Raw genomic sequence first — 24,122 nt, forward strand, 5'->3', positions numbered from 1 at the left:
ATGGCTACTTATAACCAGAACGACAGAAAAAACCGTAACGCCGGAAAGCAGGATAAGCCGGATACGGGTCGTACTCCTCGGTTGAATAAGCTGTTTAACGAAATGTCGAAGGCGTTACGCCCTTCGGCCTCTGAACAGATGAACACCTTCAAGCTGGAGCAGCTTGAACCCCGTTTATTGTTATCTGCGGACCCGCTGGCGGCGCTGGCAGCTTCCTCTGACGTAACTCTGCAGGTGGTCAGCAATGCTGCCTCTGAGCAGTTTATCCAGCTGATCGACAGCAGTGCCGGCGGTAACGGTGCTGTACTGGGCGAACGTAAGATTGCAGACATTGCCGCCAACAGTGTGATTACAATTACCGGCTCTTCCGGTAATGACACCCTGACGGTGGATAAGTCTTTCCTTGATCTGGGTGAGCGGCCTTTCGTGGTTCAGTTCGACGGCCAGGGCGGCAGCGATGAAGTGAAAGCCGGTAGTACCGTTACTACCAGTGACTGGCAGATCAGCGGTAATAACTCCGGTGGAATGGGCACCAATGGCATCGTCGAATTCCTCAATACTGAAAAGCTGAGTGCGACGAACAGCTCCAATTCCAACCATACCCTTTCCGCCATTAATAACAGTTATAACTGGCAGATCAATGCTGACGGTAATGGCATTCTCAGCACACTGGAGAATGTTGCCGGCAGTATTCTGCAGGATAAAACCACCACCTCCGTTGAGTTCAGTGGCTTCGATACCCTGGGCGGCAGCGGTACCGATTATCTGGATTATTCCCAGTACGGCAGCGGGGTAACCGTTGATCTGGATGCTGAAACCGCCACCGGATTCGACGCTGTAACCGGTGTGAATGTGGTGATCGGTTCCGCACAGGCGGATACCTTAACCGGTGATACCAACAATAACCTTTTCGTGGCTGGCCTGGGTGATACCGTTGACGGTAACAGCGGTTTTGACTCAGTCATGTACCGGGAAGCCGGTACGGCTGGTGAAGATCTGCAGGTGTCTGTGGATAAAGCCGGTTCTGACTTTACCTATGCCCGCGGCAGCTGGGACGGCTCAGCTTTTACTGCTGACGGCCAGACGATGGTCGCCAAGAATGTTGATTTACTGGCGGCTCAGGGGGGCAGCGGGGATAACTATTTCGACTTCGCGGCGGCGGATGTCTCAGTTCATCTGGATGGTGGTGCCGGTGATGATACCCTGCTGGCAGGCAGCGGCGATGACGTTCTGATTGGTGGGCTGGGGACAGACCAGCTGACCGGCGGTGCCGGTACTGACGAAGTGATTGAGGTACGGGCGGCAGATTTCCGCCTGACGACCAACAAGCTGCGGGTTGGCACTGACGGTGAAGATACCCTCACAGGGGTTGAAAGTGTCTACCTGCGGGCTCTTACTGAGAGTGGTGATACCACCGGTAAAACCCTGGATGCCCGTGGCGCAGATGCCTACAGCATCACGCTGGAAGGTACTGATCTGGCGGATACCCTGTATGCGTCTGATCACGGCGATACCCTGACCGGTAACGGCGGTGCGGATACGATTACTGCCGGCGCCGGGGCTGATACCCTGAGCGAAAACTTTACCGGCCGCGCGAATATCAGCGTTTCCGGTGCTAACCATGCACTGGATCTGGCACAGGGCACCACCGAACAGTGGACGCTGGATATTCCTACGGTAACCTCCGGCAGTGGCTTCGTGCTGACTATCACCGATGCCAGCGGCACCCATACCACCGATGAAATTGCCTGGGGCAGCACTGGCCGGGATATTACCCGGGCCATCGAAAAAGCCCTGAACCTGAATTACGGCCAGCTGAGCATTGCCCAGAGTGGCAGCCAGTGGCAGATTGATTTCAATGGCCTGTACGCGGGGCAGGCGGTGGCGACAACCCTGTCTGCCAGTAACGGTGTGACCGCCGCCATTGCCCAGGCCGGCGCTGCGATTTCGGATACCCTTATTGGCTTTTCCGCCGCCGATACCATTTCAGTATCCGGCAGCGCCACCGCCGATAAGGTCGACCTGAGTGCCTTTGCCGGTCATGCCAGCATCACCACATTTGGTGGCAGCGATGTCATTAAAGGGGCACAGGGTACTAACGTTATTTCTTCCGGTGCCGGTGATGACACGATCTATGTCAACGGTAACAGTAACGATCAGGTGGATGCCGGCAGCGGTGATGACACTCTGGTTGCTGACCTGAGCAGTCAGACCGGTACTGCCCACAGCTTTACTCTGGCAAACCATCAGTTAGCCATTAACAGCGCCCTGATTACACTGCAGGGGATTGAGTCTGCTGATCTGATTGGTGCAGACCTGAATGACACCTTTGATGCCAGCGCTTTCCACGGTGTCTCATCCACCACAGAGCTTAAAAATATTACTGGCTGGGATGCGCTGACAGAACATACCCTGCGCTTCACGCTGGATGACGGTAACGATACGGTCATTGATGTGGATGCCACGGCCGCCTCCACTCTGGATGAGTTACTAGCGCTGATCAATGCGGCAGATACCCGTACCAGCGGTGCACTTACCGCCAGCTTTAACCAGCAGAACGGTGCGGTTGATTTAACCGGGCTGAATAACCTGACGGTTGCCGGTACGGATCAGAGCATCCTGACGGTGCTGGGGCTGACGCCGGGCAGTGTGACTGGCTCGGTCATCAGCGGCCTGAGCCTGAGTCTGCTGGCCTCGGTACAGCTGACCAGCCAGAAAGGTAATGGCGGTAACGACACTTATGTCGGTTCTAAAGGCAAAGACCGTTTCAGCATTGGTCTTGGCGATATTTCCGTTAGCGGCGGTACCGGCACTGACACGGTTGCCGCAGATACCACTGCCAGCTATACCGAACTTGTACTGCAGGACAGTTCCCTGACCTGGAAAGGCACTGGTCAGACCGATACATCTGTGACCCTGACCGGTGTTGAAGCCGCTGAGTTAACCGCGGCTACCGGTGCAACTGCACTGGATGGCAGCGCTGCCAGCCTGACTCAGGTGCTGGATGCTGCAAATACCACGGCGGCACTGAAAGGCGGTACCGGCACTAACGAACTGCGCATCGATATTAATAACCGGACCCAGGCGGTTGATGTAACCGTGCAGGATGCCGCCACGGGCAATGATCTGGTGTTTTACGGCGGCACCGGTGTGTTCAGTACCGGCGACTTTAGCTGGGCAAATGTGACCGGCAATAACTACACCCTGGTCAGCGAGGCCAGCGGTAATCTGACCATCAGCAATAACGTTCTGCTTACCGGTCAGTCAGTTGAATTCCGCACCGGCAGCGGCACCATTAACGTCAATGCTGACCTGAAAACCGATGACGCCAGCGGCACTGCGGGGGATATTACCCTGAACTCCCGGCATATCGTGGTTGCCAACGGGGTAACCGTGTCTGCCCAGGGTAACAGCCTGGCAAACAGTGGTGATATCACCCTGTATGCGTCGGATTCCCGCAACGAAATTACCGGTCTGGGTTTTTATAACTACGACAAGGTCAGTGCGACGGTCACCATTAATGCGGCGACCATTCAGGGTAAAGACATTGATATTCAGGCCCGTGCTGAATCTAACCCGGATATTACGGTATCCAGCGGCGGTGGTCAGTTGGATCTGAGTGTCGACTTTGGCAACATCAAAAATGACCTTGAGCAGCAGAGCCTGTTTTCCGGTTACTCACAGTCTGAGGTAGATACCAAGATCACCGTGGCGTCCGGCGCCGTGATTGAAGGGGACAACGTTACTATCAAGGCCCGTTCAATCGCCCGGGTGGTCTCTGAACCGATTTCTATCGCGCTGTCTGTGGCCATCGGCAGCCTGAAGTCCACCGCCGATGTGCAGATGGACGGTACTATTCTGGCAGCCGGCAATGTGGATATCAGCAGCCAGAGTGATAACTATCTGCGGGTGGTTGCGGCACCGCTGTTCGGTATTGGCGGCGGCATTGGCGGCTTTGCGGCCAGTGTGGCGGTAGGTCTGCTGGACTCCACAACCACCACGAATGTTTCCGGTAATGCGAACATTGTTGCCGGCGGCAACGTGAATGTTCAGGCCAGCAGCTTCGATTACAGCTATGTGGGCGCGGAAAGTGATGCCCGTGAAGACGGTAAGCTGGCGGCCAGTGTTGCGGTACATATTGAACGCTCGGATACTGTTGCAACCCTGTCCGGCGACGCGCTGATTCAGGGCAATGTTACCGTGGATGCGTCCCAGACTCAGGGCCGGATCGATGGCGACTGGGGCACTCTGGCCCATGCAGTGGTAGACCGTACCCTGGGTGTGCTGGATAAGTATAAAGATCAGTACCGGCAAAAAGCCGCGGGTACTGCTGTCGGCTCCCTGCCGGTGCTTAACACTATTCTGAAAGCGAAAAACCGTCTGGCGCCGACCAAGTTTACCGCCGGTATTGCCGTGCTGTATGCCGATGATGTGAACCGGGTTAAATCCTATATTGGCAGCAGCAGTGCGGCGACAGACCTCCAGATTGGCGGCACGCTTACCCATACCGCCAGCGCGGACAGCCGTTTACTGACCTCTGTTGAGTCGGTTTCAAGTACGCCGTCACAGCTGAAAGGTGTTGCCGGTGCAGCCGGTACCGGCACAGATGGTACCGGCTTCCAGCAGGTGCCTTTCGGGGCTGCAGTTTCAGTTGCTATTGCCAGCCTGAATAACGATGCTCAGGCGGTTATGCAGGGCAATACCCAGATAGACGCGCTGGGTAAAATCAGTGTGGATGCCAAAGCAGAAAACCTGACCGGCCTGATCAGTACTGATACCACCTTTAAATACGTGAAGCCTGCGCTGATCAGTTCGAATCAGATTAATACCGATTACACTCTTAAAACCGGTGACCTGATCCGTTTTGATGACAGCAACTATAGCTGGCAGCAGTCGCAGGCCGCTGAACGGCCGGAGATCGGCCTGTTCGGTGCTGTGTATAAGTATTTGGGGGCAGATACCACCACCATGCGGCTGGACAGCACCGACTTCAGTGATGGCAATAACTGGGAGTTACTGGGGGATCAGTTCACCAGTTTGCCAAGCCAGTTACTGGGCGGCGATTCAGACATCTACCTGCTGGATAACTCGATTAAATCCACGGCAGCCGGTGCCAAGGTTTCCCTGTCGCTGAACTTCTCGCTGATGGATTCAACCCAGACCGCAGATGCCCGGGTGAAAGGTAATGTGCAGATTAACCAGCGAACTGCGCTGGCAAACAGTTTCGACAGCACAACCGAAGCCAAAGCCTTTGCTGAAGCAGCGACCCTGCTGGCAAATCCGCTGACGGTGGGCGACCGCAGCCTGAGCCTGAATGCGGATACGGTGAATAAGTCCGTTGACTGGGTGGGCAATAAGACCGCTACTTCATCGACCTATCCACTGCTGAAACAGTATTACCAGTTTAACGGTTCCGCAGACAGCCTGAACGGTGTCGGCGCCAGTGTATACCTGAATAAGGTGACGACCAGCAGTAAAGCGATCATCGAAAACGGCGCGAAGATTTATGCCGACAAACTGTCGGTGAATGCGGATACCCATGCCTTTGCGATTAATTCAGGTTATTCCTCCGGCTCCGGTAACGGCACGCTGGGCATTTCCGGTCTGTATATGCAGACCACCATGGATACAACCTCCATTGCCCAGGTCGAGTCCGGTGTAACGGCGGACATCGGTTCCCGGCTGGCGAGCCCGGGTACGGTGGAACGCTTAACGGTTACTGCGGATAACCGTGCGGATCTGATTGTGGCTGCCGGTGCCAGTGCTGCCGGCGGTGCTATTGGTGTCGGTGCATCCTCTGCGGTGAATGACATCACCAAGGTCAGTAAGGCGCTGGTGGGAACTGAAGGTGACAGTGTTACCCCGGCAGGCAGCATCACGGTTGACGGTGATGCCCGAGTTGAAGCCGCCAGTGACGGTTTCATTATCGGTACCGCTGTGAGTGCTTCCTGGGCGACCGGTAAAGTTGCGCCGTCCGGTGGTGAAGAGCCTCCGGTAGAGAACAGTTCTTACGGTATCAGTGTATCCGGTGCGTTTATTTTCAATAAGGTGAACAGCACGGTTAAATCCGGCCTGCTGAGCTACAGCCAGTTTGATGCGGATAAGCTGACCCTGCGGGCCCATGAAAACAGCGGCGTTTACGCGTTCCCGATTGCGTTTGCCCAGTCCTCTGCGCAGAAGTTTTCACTGGCCGCAGCCGGTATTGGCCTGCGCAATGACGCAACCTTTAACGTCAGTGCCGGCGCATCTGATGTCACTACTTTTACGTTGCAGGAGCTGGTAGTTGATGCGAAGAACAAGAGCACGGTAATCACCACGTCTATTTCGGCGGCCCTGTCCAGTCTGGCGGAAACCTCTGTCGGTGCCAGCAGCAGTATTGCCCTGGCCGGTAACGTTTCCATTAACAATGTTACCGCGAATGTAGATGCCTATCTGAATGACATCAACAGCCTGATCGTATCCGGTAAAGACGGTGACGGGCTGGCGGTTAAGATTGATGCCACCGATGAGTCAGAAATTTATGCGGTCGCACTGGGTGTTGCTTATGCGGGCAATGGCGCGGTGGGTGTGACCTATGCTGAAAATAACATCAACAGCAACATTAACGCCCTGATCAGTAATACCAGCCTGACCTCACAGACCGGTAAGATCCGCCATCAGGCGACCGGTGATGCCGACATTATTTCCGTCGCACTGGGCGCGGGGATCAGCAAAGAGACAACTCCTGACTTTGATACCAAGGTTGGCGTGGCCGTTGGTGCGGCAATCGGCAAGAATCTGGTGCGGATGAATACCCGGGCCAAGATCGCCAATAACAGTACCATTACGCTGCCGACCCATGATCTGGCGGAAGCCCGTCTGGATGTGAATGCCAGCAATAACACCGATATTGTTGGTGTGGTGGTTGCGGCTTCAGTTGGTTTACAAAGTGGTTCAACAACCACCGTGAGCCTGAGCGGTGCCGGTGCTGATATTACCAACGAAGTGTATGGCGATACGGAAGCGCTGATTGACGGCTCCACTGTTAACCAGACCAGCACTGCCAATGCGAAATCCTCTGCAGCTACCGGTACTTACCTGAATGCAACCGCCAGCGGCAACATTACTGCCACGGTAGTTGCGCCGAGCGTGGCCTATGCAGGTTCAACCACCGGCACCGGAATTTCCGGTGGCATCGGGGTAGCGCTGGCAGAAAATAAGGTTGGCGGTGATAGCGGTAACGCAAATGCCGTTCGTGCACTGATTAATAACTCTGATGTAGACATCAGCGGCGCGGTGGATACAAGGGCGCAAAGCACTCAGAATATCACGTCCGCAGTGGTTGCGGCTGCGGTTGGTATTGCCAAGTCCGAGGCCGGTACGGCCGGTGCGCTGACCGGTGTCGGGGCCAGCACCAAGAATACTGTGACAGTTGATATTACGTCCGGTATTACGGCGAACGTGACAGGTAAATCCATTCTGGCGGATTCCCTGAATGTACAGGCTAAAGACCGCTCCACCATTACTTCAACCGTGGTGGGCGCAGCGATTTCCGGCAGTTATTCTGCGACCTCGACCGGTGGCACCCTGAGCATCGGTGTATCGCTGGCGGAAAATGATATCACCACGAATACACAGGCGCTGGTGGACAGCGCTGCGTTGGGATCGGCAACCCGTTCCATTGGCAACGTTACCCTGCTGGCGGATTCTCAGGCAACGATTACAGCAACCTCTGTGGCGGCGTCTCTGGCGCTGGGCTTCAGCAGCGGATCTGCCGGTGTTGCGTTGAGCGGTGCCGGTGCCCATGCCAGTAACACCGTTAAGGGCAGCACAGAAGCACTGATGAATAATGCGCAGGTGCGCAGCTCCGGTGCACTGGGTGTCACTGCGACGAATACCTCAACCGTGAAATCAACAGTCGCGGCCGTGGCTACGTCTGTGGGCATTGGCAGCAGTGGCGGGCTGGGTATTTCCATCGGTGCCGCACTGGCAGATAACAAAATTGGCGGCAGTGCATCGAATCGCCTGACGGTCAATGCTGCACTGAAGAACACCCTGGTGGATACCAGCGGTGCAGTCACTGTTCAGGCGACCGGTAACCTGACCGTAGAAGCCGGTGTGGGTGCCGGCAGCATGGCGATTGCCGGTGGCAGCAGCAGTGGCGGTTTTGCCGGCTCCGGATCCGGTGTGAATACCACCAATGACATTTACGCCAGTGTGAACAGTTTTGTGGATAACACAAACGATCCGACGCTGACGTTCAAAGCGGCTTCGCTGACGCTGACGGCTACTAATACATCCAAGATTACCGCTGAAGCCGGTTCGGCGTCTCTGGCAATCGGCTTCGGTACCACCGGCTCTGTTGCGGCGACCTTATCGGTTGCCCTGGCGAAAAACACCATCGATTCCGATACCGCTGCCTATGTGAATAACGCGGCTCCTGAGCTGGGTACCGGCACGCTGGATCTGAATGCCACCGGTAACAATACGATTAAGGCGACTTCTGTTGCTGCCTCTGTCGGTGTCTCGCTGAATTCCGGTGGCGGTATCAGCCTCACCGGGGCGGGCGCTGATGCGACCAACGAAATCACCGGGGATACGGTTGCCTACCTGAGCGGGACAAATGTTATTACCGCCGGTGTGATCAGCGCGGATGCTGCGAATACGTCTAAAATCACCGCGACCACGGCTGCCGTTACGGTATCCGGCGCGGGTGGTTCATCCGGCGGTATCGGTTTGTCCATTGGTGCTGCGACCACGACCAATAAAGTGGGTACTTCAGGTGACCGGGCACGGGTTCAGGCCTACATCAGTAACAGCACGGTGAACGCAAGCGGTGCGGTGAGCCTGATGGCTAATGGCAATATGACCATTACCGCCGGCGTAGGCGCCGGGGGAATGGCGCTCAGCGGCGGTGCCGGTGGTGGCGCAAGTCTTGCCGGTTCCGGCGTACAGGCCGTGAATAAAATGTTCACCGATGTGGACAGCTTCATCGATAACACCGGCAATGTGAATAAATCCGTCCGGGCTGCCAGCCTGACGCTGACGGCGACGAATACCTCCAGCATCACCAGCAACGCCGGTTCTGCATCTATCGGTGCCAGCTTCGGTGCCGGTGGCGGCGTATCAGTGACCATCGGGGTGGCGCTGGCGAAGAATGAACTGGATAACAATACCCGGGCCTACATCCGTAATGCGGATAATGTGGGGACTGGCACAGGCAAAATTGCCCTGGATGCTACTGCCAATAACACCATTGAAGCGATATCCGTTGCAGCAACACTGGCGGTATCCGGTGGTGCCGGCGGCGGCCTGAGTCTTGCCGGTGCAGGTGCTGATGCGAATAACACCATCAGCGGTGAAACTGCAGCCTATATGGATGGCAGCACCGTGGTATCGGCCGGCGATGTGGCGCTGGATGCTGAGAATACGTCGAAGATTAAAGCGACCATTACCGGTGTAGCCATTGGTGGCTCCGGCGGTGCGGGTGGTGGCATCAGCGGTGCCATCGGTGCGGCGGTTGCCCAGAATAATCTGGGTACATCTTCAAACCGTCTGAAAGTACAGGCATATCTGAAAAATACGGCCATCACCGCCAGCGGTGTCGCGAGCCTGAATGCAACCGGCAACATGACCATTGAAGCAGGCGTTGGCGCAGGCAGCCTGGGGGTTGCCGGCGGTGCAGGTGGCGGCGGTGCCGGTGCCGGTTCCGGAGTGAGCACAACTAACAAGGTATACGGTGACATCCGCAGCTATGTGGATAATTCCGGTGCCTCTGCCAAAGTACTGTCAGTGGGTAGCCTGAGCGTTACCAGCAATAATACATCCAAGATTACAGCGACTGCCGGATCAGTATCCCTGGCGCTGGCCGGCGGTGCCGGTGGCGGTGTATCCATCAGTGTGGGCGTTTCCCTGGCGGCTAATACCGTTGATGTGGATACCAGCGCCTATCTGAAAGGCCTGTCTTCCTACAACAGCAATGGCAATCTGACCCTGACGGCGACGTCCAATAATACGATTAAAGCAACGGCCTTTGCGGCGACGTCTTCCATTGCCGGCGGTGCCGGTGGCGGATTCAGCATCAGCGGTGCCGGTGCGAAAGCCACTAATGAGATTTATGGCAATACGGATGCGTATATTGAATCCAGCCAGATTAATTCAGCGGCGAAGGTTGAGGCTGGCGCATCGAATACGTCGACCATTGATTCAACCGTAGCTTCAGCCTCCCTTTCAGTTGCCGGCGGTGCCGGTGGCGGTATCGGTATCGCGCTGGGTGCGGCATTTGCCAGTAACACCATTGGCAGCAGCTCCAACCGGACGGCAACCCGGGCCTTTGTGAAAGACAGCGGTGTCACCACTACCGGTGACCTGAAGCTGACTGCCACCAATAACATGACCATTGATACCGGTGTGGGTGCCGGTGCGATGGCCGGTACCGGCGGTGCCGGTGGCGGTATTTCCCTGTCGGGTTCCGGGGTGAATGCGACCAATAAGATCTACGGTGATGTTGATACCTATCTGGATAACAGCGGTGACAGCTCGAAAGCAGTCAGCGCCGCCAGCATTACCCTGAGCAGTTCGAATACGTCCAAGATTACTGCAGATGCCGGTGCTGCATCCCTGGCTGCGGGCTTTGGTGCCGGTGGTGGTATTTCCGGCAGTGTCGGTGTTTCGCTGGCGCGGAACACGGTGGATAACGATACCCGCGCTTATATTAATCAGGTTAGTCAGATCAGCAGTGGTGCTGTGAGCCTGAATGCGGCGACAGATAATACGGTAAAAGCGGTTTCTGTTGCGGCATCTGTCGCAGCAGCCGGCGGTGCCGGTGGTGGCATCAGCCTGAGCGGTGCCGGTGCTGAGGCCAATAACGAAATTACCGGAACAGCCGCGGCGTATATTAACAGCAGTACCCTGGGTACCAGTGCCAGCACAGTTGGCCAGGTGGATGTTAAGGCTAGCAACACGTCTTCGGCAGAGGCGACTGTCGCAGCAGTATCTGCCGCAGTAGGCGGCGGTGCCGGTGGCGGTGTGGGTATCTCTGTGGGGGCCGCATTTGCCTATAACAACATCGGTACCAGTGGTGACCGGCTGATTGTCCGTAGCTATGTGGATAACAGTGAGATTTATTCTTCCGGCACACTGACGACTGATGCCAGATCCACCATGAACATCACTGCCGGCGTTGGTGCGGGCAGCATGGCCATTGCGGCCGGTGCCGGTGGTCTGAGCCTGTCCGGTTCAGGTGTCAGCGTGAACAACAAAGTTTACGGCGATGTCGACAGCTACATTGCGAACAGTACTCAGATAACTGCAGCGGGCATTGCGGTTAAGGCTTACAGCAAGTCGGTTATCAAGGCGACGGCCGGTGCGGCTTCTCTGTCTGCCAGCTTTGCGCCGATCGGTTTTACCGCGTCGATTGCGGTGTCCAAGATCAGCAACCTGGTCGATATCAACATGGACAGCGATATCCGTAACTCAACCATCACCAGCAACGGTGCCCTGACGGTTGAGGCGGATGCCAATGATGATGTCACCACTACCGGTGTTGCCACGGCGGTTGCACTGGGGGTTGGCCTGGCTGGCGCCGGTGTGGATGTGGACAGTAAGGTTAACGGCAATATCAATGCTGAAGTGCGGAACTCTTCACTGACGGTTACCGGTAATGCAACGGTTAAAGCTCAGTCGAATTCCAAGCAGCGTACCGAAGCCTACGGGACTTCATTGGGTCTGATTGCTGCCGGTGTGGTGCTGGCGGATCTGGAAACTTATATCAATACCACGGTGGATTTCGCCAAGGTAACCTTTAATGGCCATAACCTGACACTGGCAGCGCTTGGTAATGATGATAATTATGCCAAAGCGGTTGCCGGCAGTGGTGGTGTTCTGGCCGGCGCCGGTGCGGCGGCAAACACAACCAGTAAGGGGTCAACTAAGGTAACCGTCACGGATGAAAGTGATATTACCCTGGGTGTGCTGGGAGGCAGCGGTGTTTTCGATGCCAAAGCCGAGCATATTGCTAAGTTTGATTCCCAGTTAATTGCTGCCGCAGGTGGTTTTTTATCCGGTGCCGGTGGTGAAGTTAAACACAATATTACGTCAGACGTACTGGTGGCCCTTGGGGATAACCAGTCTTCCGCTGATGATGTGGTTATCCGCGCCAAAGATATTAACGCCGATGCCATTAACCGGGCGAAGAAAGAACAGAAGCCGGACGGCGGTAATATCCGGGCGGTGGGTGCCGGTCTGGCTGGCGGTGCCGGTGCGACCAGTATCACCACGATTGATTTCAATACCCAGGTGGATGTTGCCAATAACGCCACCCTGACCGCCGACAGTGCAACAGCGACCGACGGCATTGCCCTGAATGCACTGAATGATCTGCAGATTCATGACAAGGTTGGCCTGAATGCAGCCGGTGCACTGGGTGTGACGGTTGCCACCGTGAAAATTAAGGATTCCGAGAACCTGGCCAAGGTACGTATCGGTAATGCTGCCACGCTGACCAGTTCCGGTGATATCCAGCTGGCTGCCCGGGGAACCGGTAATATTGTCGGTGAAGTACAGACCGATTCCGGCGGTCTGGTGACGGTTGCCGTGGGTACTACGGATGTGGATATCACCCCGGAAAATGTGGTGCTGATCGATCAGAATGCCACACTCACAGCCATCGGCAATATGAATATTTCTGCCGGTACTGATACCAACTTTAACCGGGATGATTACAAGGTTCATGCCTTACTGGACAGCTTTGCGGCCAGTGCCATTCCAATTGAAGCGGCGACGGCCAAGGCGAACCTGAAGCAGACCAATACCATTACTGTAGAAACCGGTGCCCATGTTAAAACCGCCCGGCAGATGAACCTGCATGCGGAACGTTTCGGCTTTGCGGACATGGATGCTCAGACTAAGACAGTTAACTGGGCGTCTGCGCTGGGCGGTACGGCGGATCTGGGCGGCGATGTCACCAGCGGTGCAACCGGTACTGTTCTGAATAAAGGTACCCTGGAAACCGGTATTCGCCGTAATCAGTCCATCGTCTTTGACAGCCTGACTAACGCCGGTGCGGTGGACAGCTATACCGCGACTGACGGTGTGACCTTCAGCACAACGGTTTCTGCTCTGAACTCCAGCCTGTTTGATGATCTGCAGAACGCTGAAGACCAGTTAAATATCTTCAATGACGGTAAAGCCACTGACAGCGATATCGAGGCTTTCTACAAATCTGAAATCAGCCGCTTACAGCAGCTGCTGAAAGCTGAAGGCCTGCTGGAAGAAGTGCGCCCGGGTGTGTTTGTTCAGAATCAGGTGTTCACGCCGGTAATTACCGTAAATGATATTTATGCGGAAGCGGGCCGGGTAGACGTCCGTTCCGACACCTTTACCAACCAGGGTACGGTAACCGCGCCGGGTGATGCTTCGGTTAATATTACTAACCACACCACCGCTTCGCTGGTGGTGAATAAGATTACCATTCCACAGGAAAACGGCGGCACTTACCTGAACGGTGAACGTCAGGGAACCGCTTCCGGTGCTGATCCGAGTATTACGATTGTTAATGATGTGGATTTGGCACTGGCACAGGCTGAAGCCGCGATTCGCTTCCCGGGCAGCGCGCCGACACTGACCTGGCCGTCGATTACGGTAAACGGTGATATCACCAACCGCTCCGGTGACCTGACCATTAAGAGCCTGAGTGGTACGACCCCTGTTGGCGGCACGGATGTGCTGGGGCAGGGTAATATCAACATTCAGGCCAACATTGATGTTAAGGATCAGACCATTGCCACTAAGGGAACACTGGTGGTCAGCCTGCCGCCGGGGTCAACGTACTCTGCCGACGGCGCTGAATACGCCAAGTGGAATGCGGCCATTGGTAATAACGGTCTGGGTGAAGCCAGCTCGACGGTTGTTAACAATCAGGTGAACCGTACGGTAACCGGGCCGAGTATCTATGCCGATAATATTTCCATTGATGCTGAGTACATCAACATCAACGGTAAGATCCAGAGCGGTAAAGAAACCTTCACCCTGACCATTGATGCGGCGATGGAAAACACCATTGCCGGCCTGCGTGCCTCTGGCGCGTCCGGGCTGGTGCGTCTGGATACCGGTAACGAAGACTTCTCTGTTTTCTACGACGTAGCCAATGACCAGATTGTGGTCGGTGATATGCGTGTTACCGGTGGCTACATCAAGCTGGAAGGCCATATTCTGAACACCAATAACAATTCCCAGATCGAATTGTTAGGCGGCTATGGTGAGATCAATGTGGTGAACAACACCAGCCTGGATGTGAAAATCCTGGGGCTGGATGCGTCCCAGCGCGGTGAAGGTACCCTGATCATTCGTGATAAAGCGAAGGGCACCAGCGCGAATCCGCAGGAAACCATTTATAAGAAAGACGAAAATGGTGTGCGTATTATTACCGACAGCAGCACCACTGCCGGCAGTAATAATATGACCTATGACCCTAAAGCGGGCTGGCGTTATTCCTGGGCCATGGGTCAGGAGAGCTTTGAACGCCGTTATACCACCAAGGGTACGTCTGCCTGGTTAGGCATTGATGCCTTTGCCAGTGACCCGGACACCGTTAACTTTGACGGCCCGGCGGAGAAGATCGGTACACCGGCCCTGCGGGGTGAAGGTGCGTATTTTGAATATGTACCGGCATCTGCTTCTGATGCGTACATTTACGATACTGAACACACTGTGCTGAACAGCGAAAAATCGCTGGTTAAGAAGTGGACCACCAGTACCTGGTACGGCAAGAAAACCTACTACGCACAGTTTGTGGAAGAGTCCAAAGTGCGTGATGTGTCGATCCACTCGGTGAAAGCTGATTACGGTATCGACATTAAGTTTACCGGTAAGGATGCCGGGGCGGTGAATGTGACCTCCAATAATGGCGGCGATGTCATTGTTCAGGGCAATATCAGTAACACCAACGGTACCACCCGGATTGTGACCAATGCGGCGATTTATGGCACAAGCTTCAGCAAGGTGGGCGGTAAGAACATCTACCTGAATGCCGGCCAGATCGGTTATGCACCGGCCATCAATGCGGATGGCAGCTATGATGCGGCCTCAACGGCTCTGCGCACAAACCTGAGCAATGTCAGCGGTGCCAGCATTGAAGCCCGTACCCAGGGTGGCCTGATCAACCTGACCGAAACGGATGGTCCGCTGGTGGTGAAAGATATCACTTCAGCTTCTGCCCGTGATCTGGGACAGGATACCGGCGGTAAGGTCTTCCTGTCCGCGGTGGGCGGTATTGAAGCGGCGTCCGGCACCAGTGGTGTGGTCCGTGGCGGTATTATTAATATCAGCTCTGAAGCCCATGTGGGCAGTGCCTCTCAGGCGCTGGCTGTCGACAGCGGTGTGGATAACAAAGATTACGTGGCGATCAGCGCGGTGAATGATGTCTTTGTCAGTGAGTCCGACGGTAATCTGCGCCTTAAAGAAATTAACACCAGCGCCGGTGACGTGACGGTAACCGTTGCTCACGGTTCGCTGATTGATGCCAACAGCAGTGCCGTCCGTGATGAGCGTACTTATGCGGAACTGAGCACCGGCCTGTGGCAGGACATGGGTCTGATCACCGGCAGCACCGCAGCTCAGGATAAGCTGGATGATGTGCTGGACAGCTATACCAATGCCCGTGAGCGTGAATATAGCCAATACTGGGCGATCCGTAACGGCGAGTTCCAGGGCGATTATGATGCCAGCCAGACGCCTGAGTTGTCTGCGAATGAAGAAGCTTACTACCGCACTGTTTATGAAACACAGGGCACTGAAGATGGCCTGACGGGCACTGCCCTGACGACCTTCGTAGATAATGCAATTCAGACCCTGAATAACAAACGTACTGCGGAGTACCATGCATTGCACCAGCAATACGGTGCCGGTACTTTCCAGGATGATTACACCTATACCCTGACGGATCAGGAAAGAACTGATCTGACCGCCAGCGTACACACCTGGACTGAAAGCGAACTGCTGAACCTGATCAGTGGCAGCCTGCTGAAGCCTGTGACCAACACTCAGGCCAGCATTGAAGATGCCAACATAGATGCCTCCGGTACGATTACCGTCACTACGGCGCAGGATATCGGTTCGGCAAATGGCAGCGTGGAAATCGAACTGGATGGCAGCTATACCGCTGAAGAGCGGGTGAATCTGGCAGCCGCAGAACGGAACGATGTGTACTTCCTGCTGAACGAACGCAGCACGGTAACGGTGAATGTTGTTGATCAGTCGGGCGGTGACGCTCTGGTTCGCAGCAGCGGCAGCTGGGTGGATGACGGTTTTGTTGCCGGCATGCAGATCCGCATTGCCGGGGCCAGCGCCAATGCCAACGATGAAGGCAGCTTCTATGAAATCGCCTCTGTCAGCGCAACCACACTGATATTTACCAGCACGGCTATGACGCCGGAAAATGCAGTGACGCTGGATGTTGCAGCTATCAGCAGCAGCCCGGATCTGGCAACCCTTATTAACACCAATGGTCAGAACTGGGCGGCGCTGGGCGTCACTCAGGACGGTTTTGTAGAGGCCGGCGGTAAGCTGTATCAGGTACAGCGGGTGGCCGGTCAGGTGGTTGATCTGGATGAAGTGGAGAAGCTGCCGGACGGTTCCTCTGCGGTGGCACTGAATAGCAGCCATTACCGTACAGCTACTCTGACCCGGGTAGTGATTGATCAGCGTGAAGATATTGATGTGCTGACCACTCAGGCACTGGATATGCGTGCCGGTGGTGACCTGTATCTGGGCTCAGAGAAGACCCTGAATCTGAAGAATATCTCCGGTGATAATGTCCGGGTTAAGAGTAAAGAATCACTGGTGGACGCCTCTGCGGCGAGCAGCCCTGCAGTCAGCGCCACTTCCAGCCTGATACTGGAAGCAGGTACCGGCGCAATCGGTAGCAGCAGTGACCGGATGACCATTGATCTGGGCGCTTCAGCTACCCTGACTGCCCGGGCCCGTGGGGATATCTACATTACCGAGGTCAATTCTGATCTGAACGTCGCCACCATTTACTCCAGTGGCGGTACGGTTGATCTGAATGCGGTCAGCGGTTCCATTGTCGATGGCCTGAATCACGACTACGAAAATATCCGGGCGCAGAACATTGTGCTGACGGCACTGGCTGGCAGTATCGGTGAAGCCGGTGATCTGCTGGATATCGATCTGACCGGCGGTCTGCTGACGGCGACTGCCCGGAACGATATCGGCCTGAATGAATCCATCGGCAATATGGATGTTGACCATGTTGAATCCACCCAGGGAGATGTCACCCTGCAGGCGCATCTGGCCATTATCGATGCGGTGGATGATATCGCTGCGGAAGTGGCGGACGTGGTGGGTGCCAGCCTGACCCTGATTTCCCGTTTTGATACCGTGGGCGCCATTGCGGATGACCTGGAGATCGATACTGGTTCCCAGGCAGGGGATAACCTCACCGTCAGCAGCCGTAACAACAGCCACATTGTTGAAGCCCAGGGCGACCTGTTCCTGAAACAGGTTGCCACCGGTGCGGCAGCCATTGCCTTTATCGCTTCGCCTACCGGACGGATTCTGAACGATAACAGCGGTGATGATAACGTTGTTTCCGGTAAGACCTACCTGTTTGCCGCGAAGGATATCGGTACCTCAACCAATGCTCTGACTACCCGGGTGGGTAACATTCAGGGTCAGTCCACCACCGGCAGCACTTACATTGTGAATACCGGTGAGCTGGATGTGGGCGGTGTTGTCAGCGGTGTGACCAGCGGCTTTACTGCCGGTGGCAGCGTGACCCTGACAACCCAGAGCCCGATGGTGATCAGCCAGGATATTACGGCTGCAGGTGATATCGATCTGATTTCTGCGGATAACTCTGCGGATGACAACATTGTTATCAACAGCGGCATTACCCTGACCTCGAACGGCGGTGCGATTAACATCGATTCCGGCGACGGCTTTACGCTGCAAAGCGGTGCCGTGCTGGATGCTGCCACAAACGTCAGCATTCAGGTGGATAACGGTTCTACCGGCAATCAGGATGCGGCGGGTGCCGATGTTCTGATCCAGGGTACAGTGAAGGCGGTTCAGAATATCAGCATTACCGGTAACGGTGACGGCGATAAGGTGACCCTGAACGGTACCCTGCAGGCCCAGACCATTACGATTGATACGGCCGCGGGTAACGATGAAGTACTGATTGACGTTCAGCAAATTGACGGTGATGTCACCGTGAAGGGCGGTACCGGCAACGATACCCTGACCGTGAATACCCTGCACAGCCGTGCTGATCAGCTGGTACTGGACGGTGAAGGCGGAACTGATACTTACATCATCAACCGTACCGGTAATGACGCGGACTACGTGATTGATGTCACCGACAGCGGTGCACCTGCTGACGGTGCTGATACCCTGACCATTAACGGTACTGCGCAGGATGATACCTTCCTGCTGCGGGCAAACTTTGTTGCTGCGATGCATACCGACGGTGCCGGCGGTTACGTGAATGCGGTGGAACGGGTTAACTATGACCGTAACATCAATGCCCGTCTGACCCTAAGTGGTCATGCCGGTAACGACAGCTTCTTCAGCGATGACAACAGCAGTATTACGACGCTGGATGGCGGTGCCGGTAACGATAACTTCCAGATCGGTCAGCTGTTCGGTGAAGACCGTAAGTCGTCTCTGGGCACCGTGGCGCTGGGTGATGACATTGAAACCACTGAAACCACACTGGGCTTCCTGAGTAAGGGTAACAGCCTGCCAATGGTGGTGTACGGCGGTGACGGTAAAGACCAGATCAAGGTGTACTCCAACAAGGCCATTACCAAACTGTACGGTGAAGACGGCGATGACAGCTTCATTGTCCGGGCCTTCCTGAAGAAAGGCAGCAGCCTGACCGCCGGTGGAGGTGATGTTGAACTGTATGGCGGTGCCGGTGCGGATGACATTCAGTACAGCATCAACTCACCGCTGAAAATCGACGGTGGTGCCGGTACAGACTCCGTTGTAGTACTGGGTACCGAAGCGGATGATAACTTCATGATCACTGAGAACGGCATCTTCGGTGCCGGTCTGAATGTCGGTTTTGAAGGGGTTGAGAAGGCTGAAGTGGACGGTCTGGAAGGCAACGATACCTTCTATATCCTGAGCACCAGCCCGGACGTTGAAACCACGGTGATCGGTGGTCTGGGATCAGACACCTTCAATGTTGCCGGTGATGTGACCAAGCCAATTGTGTCTTACTCGGTTGAAGGTCGCAGCAGCTTCATTAACCACAGCGCCCTGAGTGAAGATGCGGCGTATAACGGCATTTTCGTGGACGGTGTGGCACTGAACGTGGCTAACAAGTCCAACGGTGCCGTTGCTGTGGATACCGTTGACGGTCAGATGCTGGTGGATGAAGACGGCCTGACTGACAGCTATGAAGTGTCTCTGAGTGTGCCGCAGCCAAGCGTGGCAACGGTTGCCTATGTGACTGTATCAGCGGCACGGGCATCGTCCAGTGACAAAGACAGCACGGCGAATGCTGCAGACAGTGTGCTGATCTCAACTGACGGCATTAACTTCTACGAGTCGCTGGTACTGACCTATGATTCAGCCAGCAACTGGGATGATACCCAGACAATCTATGTGAAAGCGGTGGACGACAGCGGTGCTGAAGGTCAGCGTGACTATGTGATCAGCCACAGCGTGCGCAGTGACAACCCGGACTTCGACGGTCTGGATATCAACAACGTTGAAGTTACCGTAAACGATAACGATCAGGCAGACATTATCGTGACTAGCGGCGTTAATCCGCAGGTGCTGGAAGGCGGTGTTGCGGAAACCTTTAATGTGCGTCTGGCAACCCGGCCGACGGTCGGTGAAACCGTTACCGTGTCACTGAACGAAGTGATTCCGGTGGGACTGAGCAGCCAGTTGACCCTCAGCGATGCAACCCTGACATTCGATCACAGCAACTGGGATAAGCTGCAGAGCTTTACAGTGCTGGCGACCGATGACAGCGCGGTGGAAAACCTTTACCGGGCAGGTATTACCCTGACCTCTGACAGCAGCCTGGCGGGCTCTGCATACAAGTCTGTGGCGGCTGCAGATATCAGCATTGATGTGGTGGATAACGACAGCGGTGCAGTCGTGGTGACCCAGAGTGGTGGTTCTACACTGGTGAGCGATACTGCCGGTGATGATTACACTCTGGTGCTGAGTAAACAGCCTACTGCGCCGGTAACAGTGAGCCTGCTGAATGACGGACAAACCCTGTTCAGCAGTACTGACCCGCGTTTCAATGCGGCGGATAATACCGTGACCTTTGGCATTACCGACGGTGACTGGAACCAGCCAATTACCATTGCGGTGGCGGTGAACCCGGATTATGTACCGGATACCAACAGCCAGCCGGTACAGAACCCGCCGTTGCAGCCTCATACCCTGACGGATATCCGCGGCAAGCTGATCATTGAAGGGGGCGTGCCTGACGGTAAGTCCCGCGATCTGGCGAAGGCAGTTATGCTGCCGACAGAAACCGATGGTGAGCTGCCAATCGTCAATATCAGCCTGGATGAAACCCAGCAAACCGATACCCTGAATATCTTCAATGACGGCAGTATCGAAAATGATACCGGTGCCCTGTCAGCGAACAGCATCACCGGTCTGGGGATGACTGCCGGTAAGGGCATCGAATACCGTGACGTTGAAGTGATTGATACCCTGCTGGGCAGCGGTAACGATACCTTTACGGTAACCGGTACCGCTAAAGGTGCGATTACCGTGGTTCACGGCGGTGGTGGAAATGACACCATTACCGTGACCGGCAGTGACGCAGATGGCGCGCTGGTACTGCTGGGTGATTCCGTGCAGGACGGTTCGTCCTACAATGCGACCTCGCTGGAGAAGACCGATAAAGGCCGTGAATTTACCACCCCGGGCAACGACATTATCGATGCCAGCGGTGCTGGCGGTTCAGTAGTGATTTACGGCGGTCAGGGGAACGATACTCTGACCGGCAGTGAGCACGGTGATCACATCGCCGGTGGTTCCGGTGAAGACATTATTAAAGGCCTGGGCGGCGATGATCACATTTATGGTGATGCCGGGTTTAATCTGGACATCACGACCCGCCTGAACCTGTCCACACAGGTGCTGAGTGTTGTGAATACAGCAATCAGCAGCACGGATAACCTGGAGACAGCAGACACCCTGACAGCGGCTAAAGACACCGTTGATGGCGGCGAAGGCAAAGACATTATCTTCGGTGATAAAGGTGAGATTACTCAGGTAAGCGGTACCAACCGTATTCTGACCACCGGCGCGGTTGTCAGCATTGCCAATACTAACCGTGACAACGGTGGCGATGACATCCTGCGGGGTAATGCCGGTAATGACATTATCATCGGTGGCTTTGGCGCGGACCGGATCGACGGCGGCGCGGATAATGACATCCTGCTGGGTGACAGCGGTAAGCTGGATTACACCGACGGCGATACCGATATCAGCACGCTGGACAGCATTGTGACTCTGGATGCGGCTGTTGGCGGCACCGATACCCTTTACGGTAACGGCGGTAATGACATCGTTATCGGCGGTGCCGACAGCGATAAGCTTTACGGTGGCAACGGTGTGGGCAACACGGCGTTGAGTGTGGCTGATAACGACATCCTGATCGGTGATCTGGGTAAGGTGACCCTGTCCGGAAATAATGCCGTACTGGTTACCAGCCTGAATACCAATACCGGTAAGCGGGATGAGATCGAAGGTAACGAAGGCGGCGACATCATTTTGGCCGGTGCCGGTGATGATCAGGTACAGGGTAATGCCGGAAACGACATTATTCTTGGCGACTTCGGTGATGTGGATCTGCGCAATAATGCTCAGGTCATTACCACTGTTACCGGTACTGCCCATGCTACCGGTGATGACACCATTGATGGCGGTGAAGGCTACGACAGCATTCTCGGCGGTCTGGGAACCGACACCCTTAAAGGTGCCGGTGATAATGATGACATCATCGGTGATAACGGCATCCTGACCTATACCGGAGCCGGTATTCTGGAGTCTGCTGAGACCCGGGAACATGATCTGGGTGCGCGGGATATCATTGATGGTGGTAACGGCGATAACCTGATCCTGGCCGGTTTCGGTAATGATGAAGTGACTGCCGGTACAGGTAATGACTGGGTTATCGGCGATAACGGCCGGGTCGAGCTGACCAATGGCATTCTTACCAGCATCGACAGTACGGATACCACTAATGCAACCGGCGGTGATGACACCATCACCCTGACCGGTGGTAATAACCAGGTCGTTGCCGGGGTAGGTACGGATACCGTGACCACGGGCAACGGTAATGACAATGTTATCGGCGATAACGGAACACTGCGCTATACCAGTACAGGTATTCTGGAGTCTGCTGAAACATCCGAGCATGATCTGGGTGCACGGGACATTATCGATGCGGGCAATGGCGATAACCTGATCCTGGCCGGTTTCGGTAATGATGAAGTGACTGCCGGTACGGGCAATGACCGGGTTATCGGTGATAACGGCCGGATTGAGCGGACCAATGGCATTGTCACCAGCATCGACAGTACGGATACCACCAACGCAACCGGCGGTGATGACACCATTACCCTGACGGGCGGTCACAATCAGGTGATTGCCGGTGTGGGTAAAGATACGGTGACGACCGGTAACGGCAATGACAACATTATTGGCGACAACGGTACGCTGAGCTATTCAGCCAGCGGTGTTCTGACTGCGGCGTTTACTACTGATCCGTCTCTGGGTGATGCGGATACCATCGATTCCGGTGCCGGTAACGATATCGTACTGGGCGGTTATGCCGGCGACACGCTGACCACCGGTGCCGGGGACGATACGGTTATCGGTGACAACGGTCAGGTTAACCTGCTGAACGGTATTCGCAGTGAAGTCTTCAGTACGGATACCACCAATGCTACTGGCGGTAATGACACAGTCAGCCTGGGCAGTGGTGAAGATCAGCTGATTGCCGGTGTCGGCAATGACACTGTGACCAATGATTCCGGCGAAACCGTGGTAATCGGTGATGACGGCCGTATCAGCAGTGATACTGCCGGCCGCTACCTGACTGCCCGGACCGGCAATACCTCAATTGGCGGTAACGATACCCTGACCGGTGGTTCCGACCGGGATATCCTCCTGGGTGGCTTCGGCAATGACCGGATCGACGGTGCCGCAGGTAATGATCTTATCGGCGGTGACGGCAGCCTGGTTGAGCGGACCTCAGAGTCTATAGTGTTTAACTCTGTCGACCTGTTTACCGGTGGGGATGATGTTCTGATCGGTGGCAGCGGACTGGACCGTCTGCAGGGGCATTTCGGCAGCGATTTCTTCTATGCAAGTTTCACTGAAGATGTCTTCGTGGGCGAATACGGTCGTTTCGTATTCTCGGCTGATGCAGCGAATGAAGAAGCGACATCGATTACGACCCTGGCACAGGGCGGACTGGATTTGATCCGTGGTTCTCTGGAAGAACTGATCAGTAACTTCTCAAAAGAGGTGTTCGAGCAGTCTGCTCTGGGTGAAGTGGCACGAAGCCGTACTGCGGTGGTTACTGAGTTCAGTAATGGTGCCGAGGAAGCACTGGGCCGACTGCTGGCACTGGTGCAGGGCAGTTCCGGTTCAGGACCGGGCGTGGACATTGTGCTGCCGACAGCACCGACCGCTGCGGGTATTCCGGCAGAGGGCGAAGGGGCTGAAGCAGAAGGCGCTGAAGCAACTGAAGAAGCAGAAGCCTGTGTTGAAAACGAAGACGGTTTCTGTGAAGCCGTTGAAGAAGGGGCTGATGCAGAGGCTGTTGAAACTGAAGCAGCAGAGCAGTCTGAAGCCGCTGAGCAGGCAGACGCTGCCGGTGATACTGGCAGTGCCACTACCGCAGAAAATACCTCTGGCATTAATCTGGAAGCGGCGCTGGCCGGCTTCAGTGGCTGGGCGGTGATGAAAGCCGGTAAGTCGTCTTCGAAGCAGCCCCGTAATAAGGATGGCTGGGACCAGGAGTAAGTACGCAGGCCGGTGCATAAGCACTGGTCTCGTCCTGTGGCACAGGGTAATCTACAAAGGCAAAGCGTAACCGCGCTTTGCCTTTTGTTTATCGGGGTTTATGC

1 protein-coding gene is annotated in these 24,122 nt (G+C 55.4%); it reads left to right on the forward strand.

From position 1 onward, the window contains the following. Positions 1 to 24,018, forward strand: coding sequence for an LEPR-XLL domain-containing protein (locus JYB63_RS10385; RefSeq protein ID WP_205657813.1), 24,018 nt, complete (start codon positions 1 to 3; stop codon positions 24,016 to 24,018). Positions 24,019 to 24,122: the final 104 nt, after the last annotated feature.

The sequence above is a fragment of the Aliamphritea spongicola genome (assembly GCF_017051665.1).
GTDB lineage: Bacteria > Pseudomonadota > Gammaproteobacteria > Pseudomonadales > Balneatricaceae > Amphritea > Amphritea spongicola.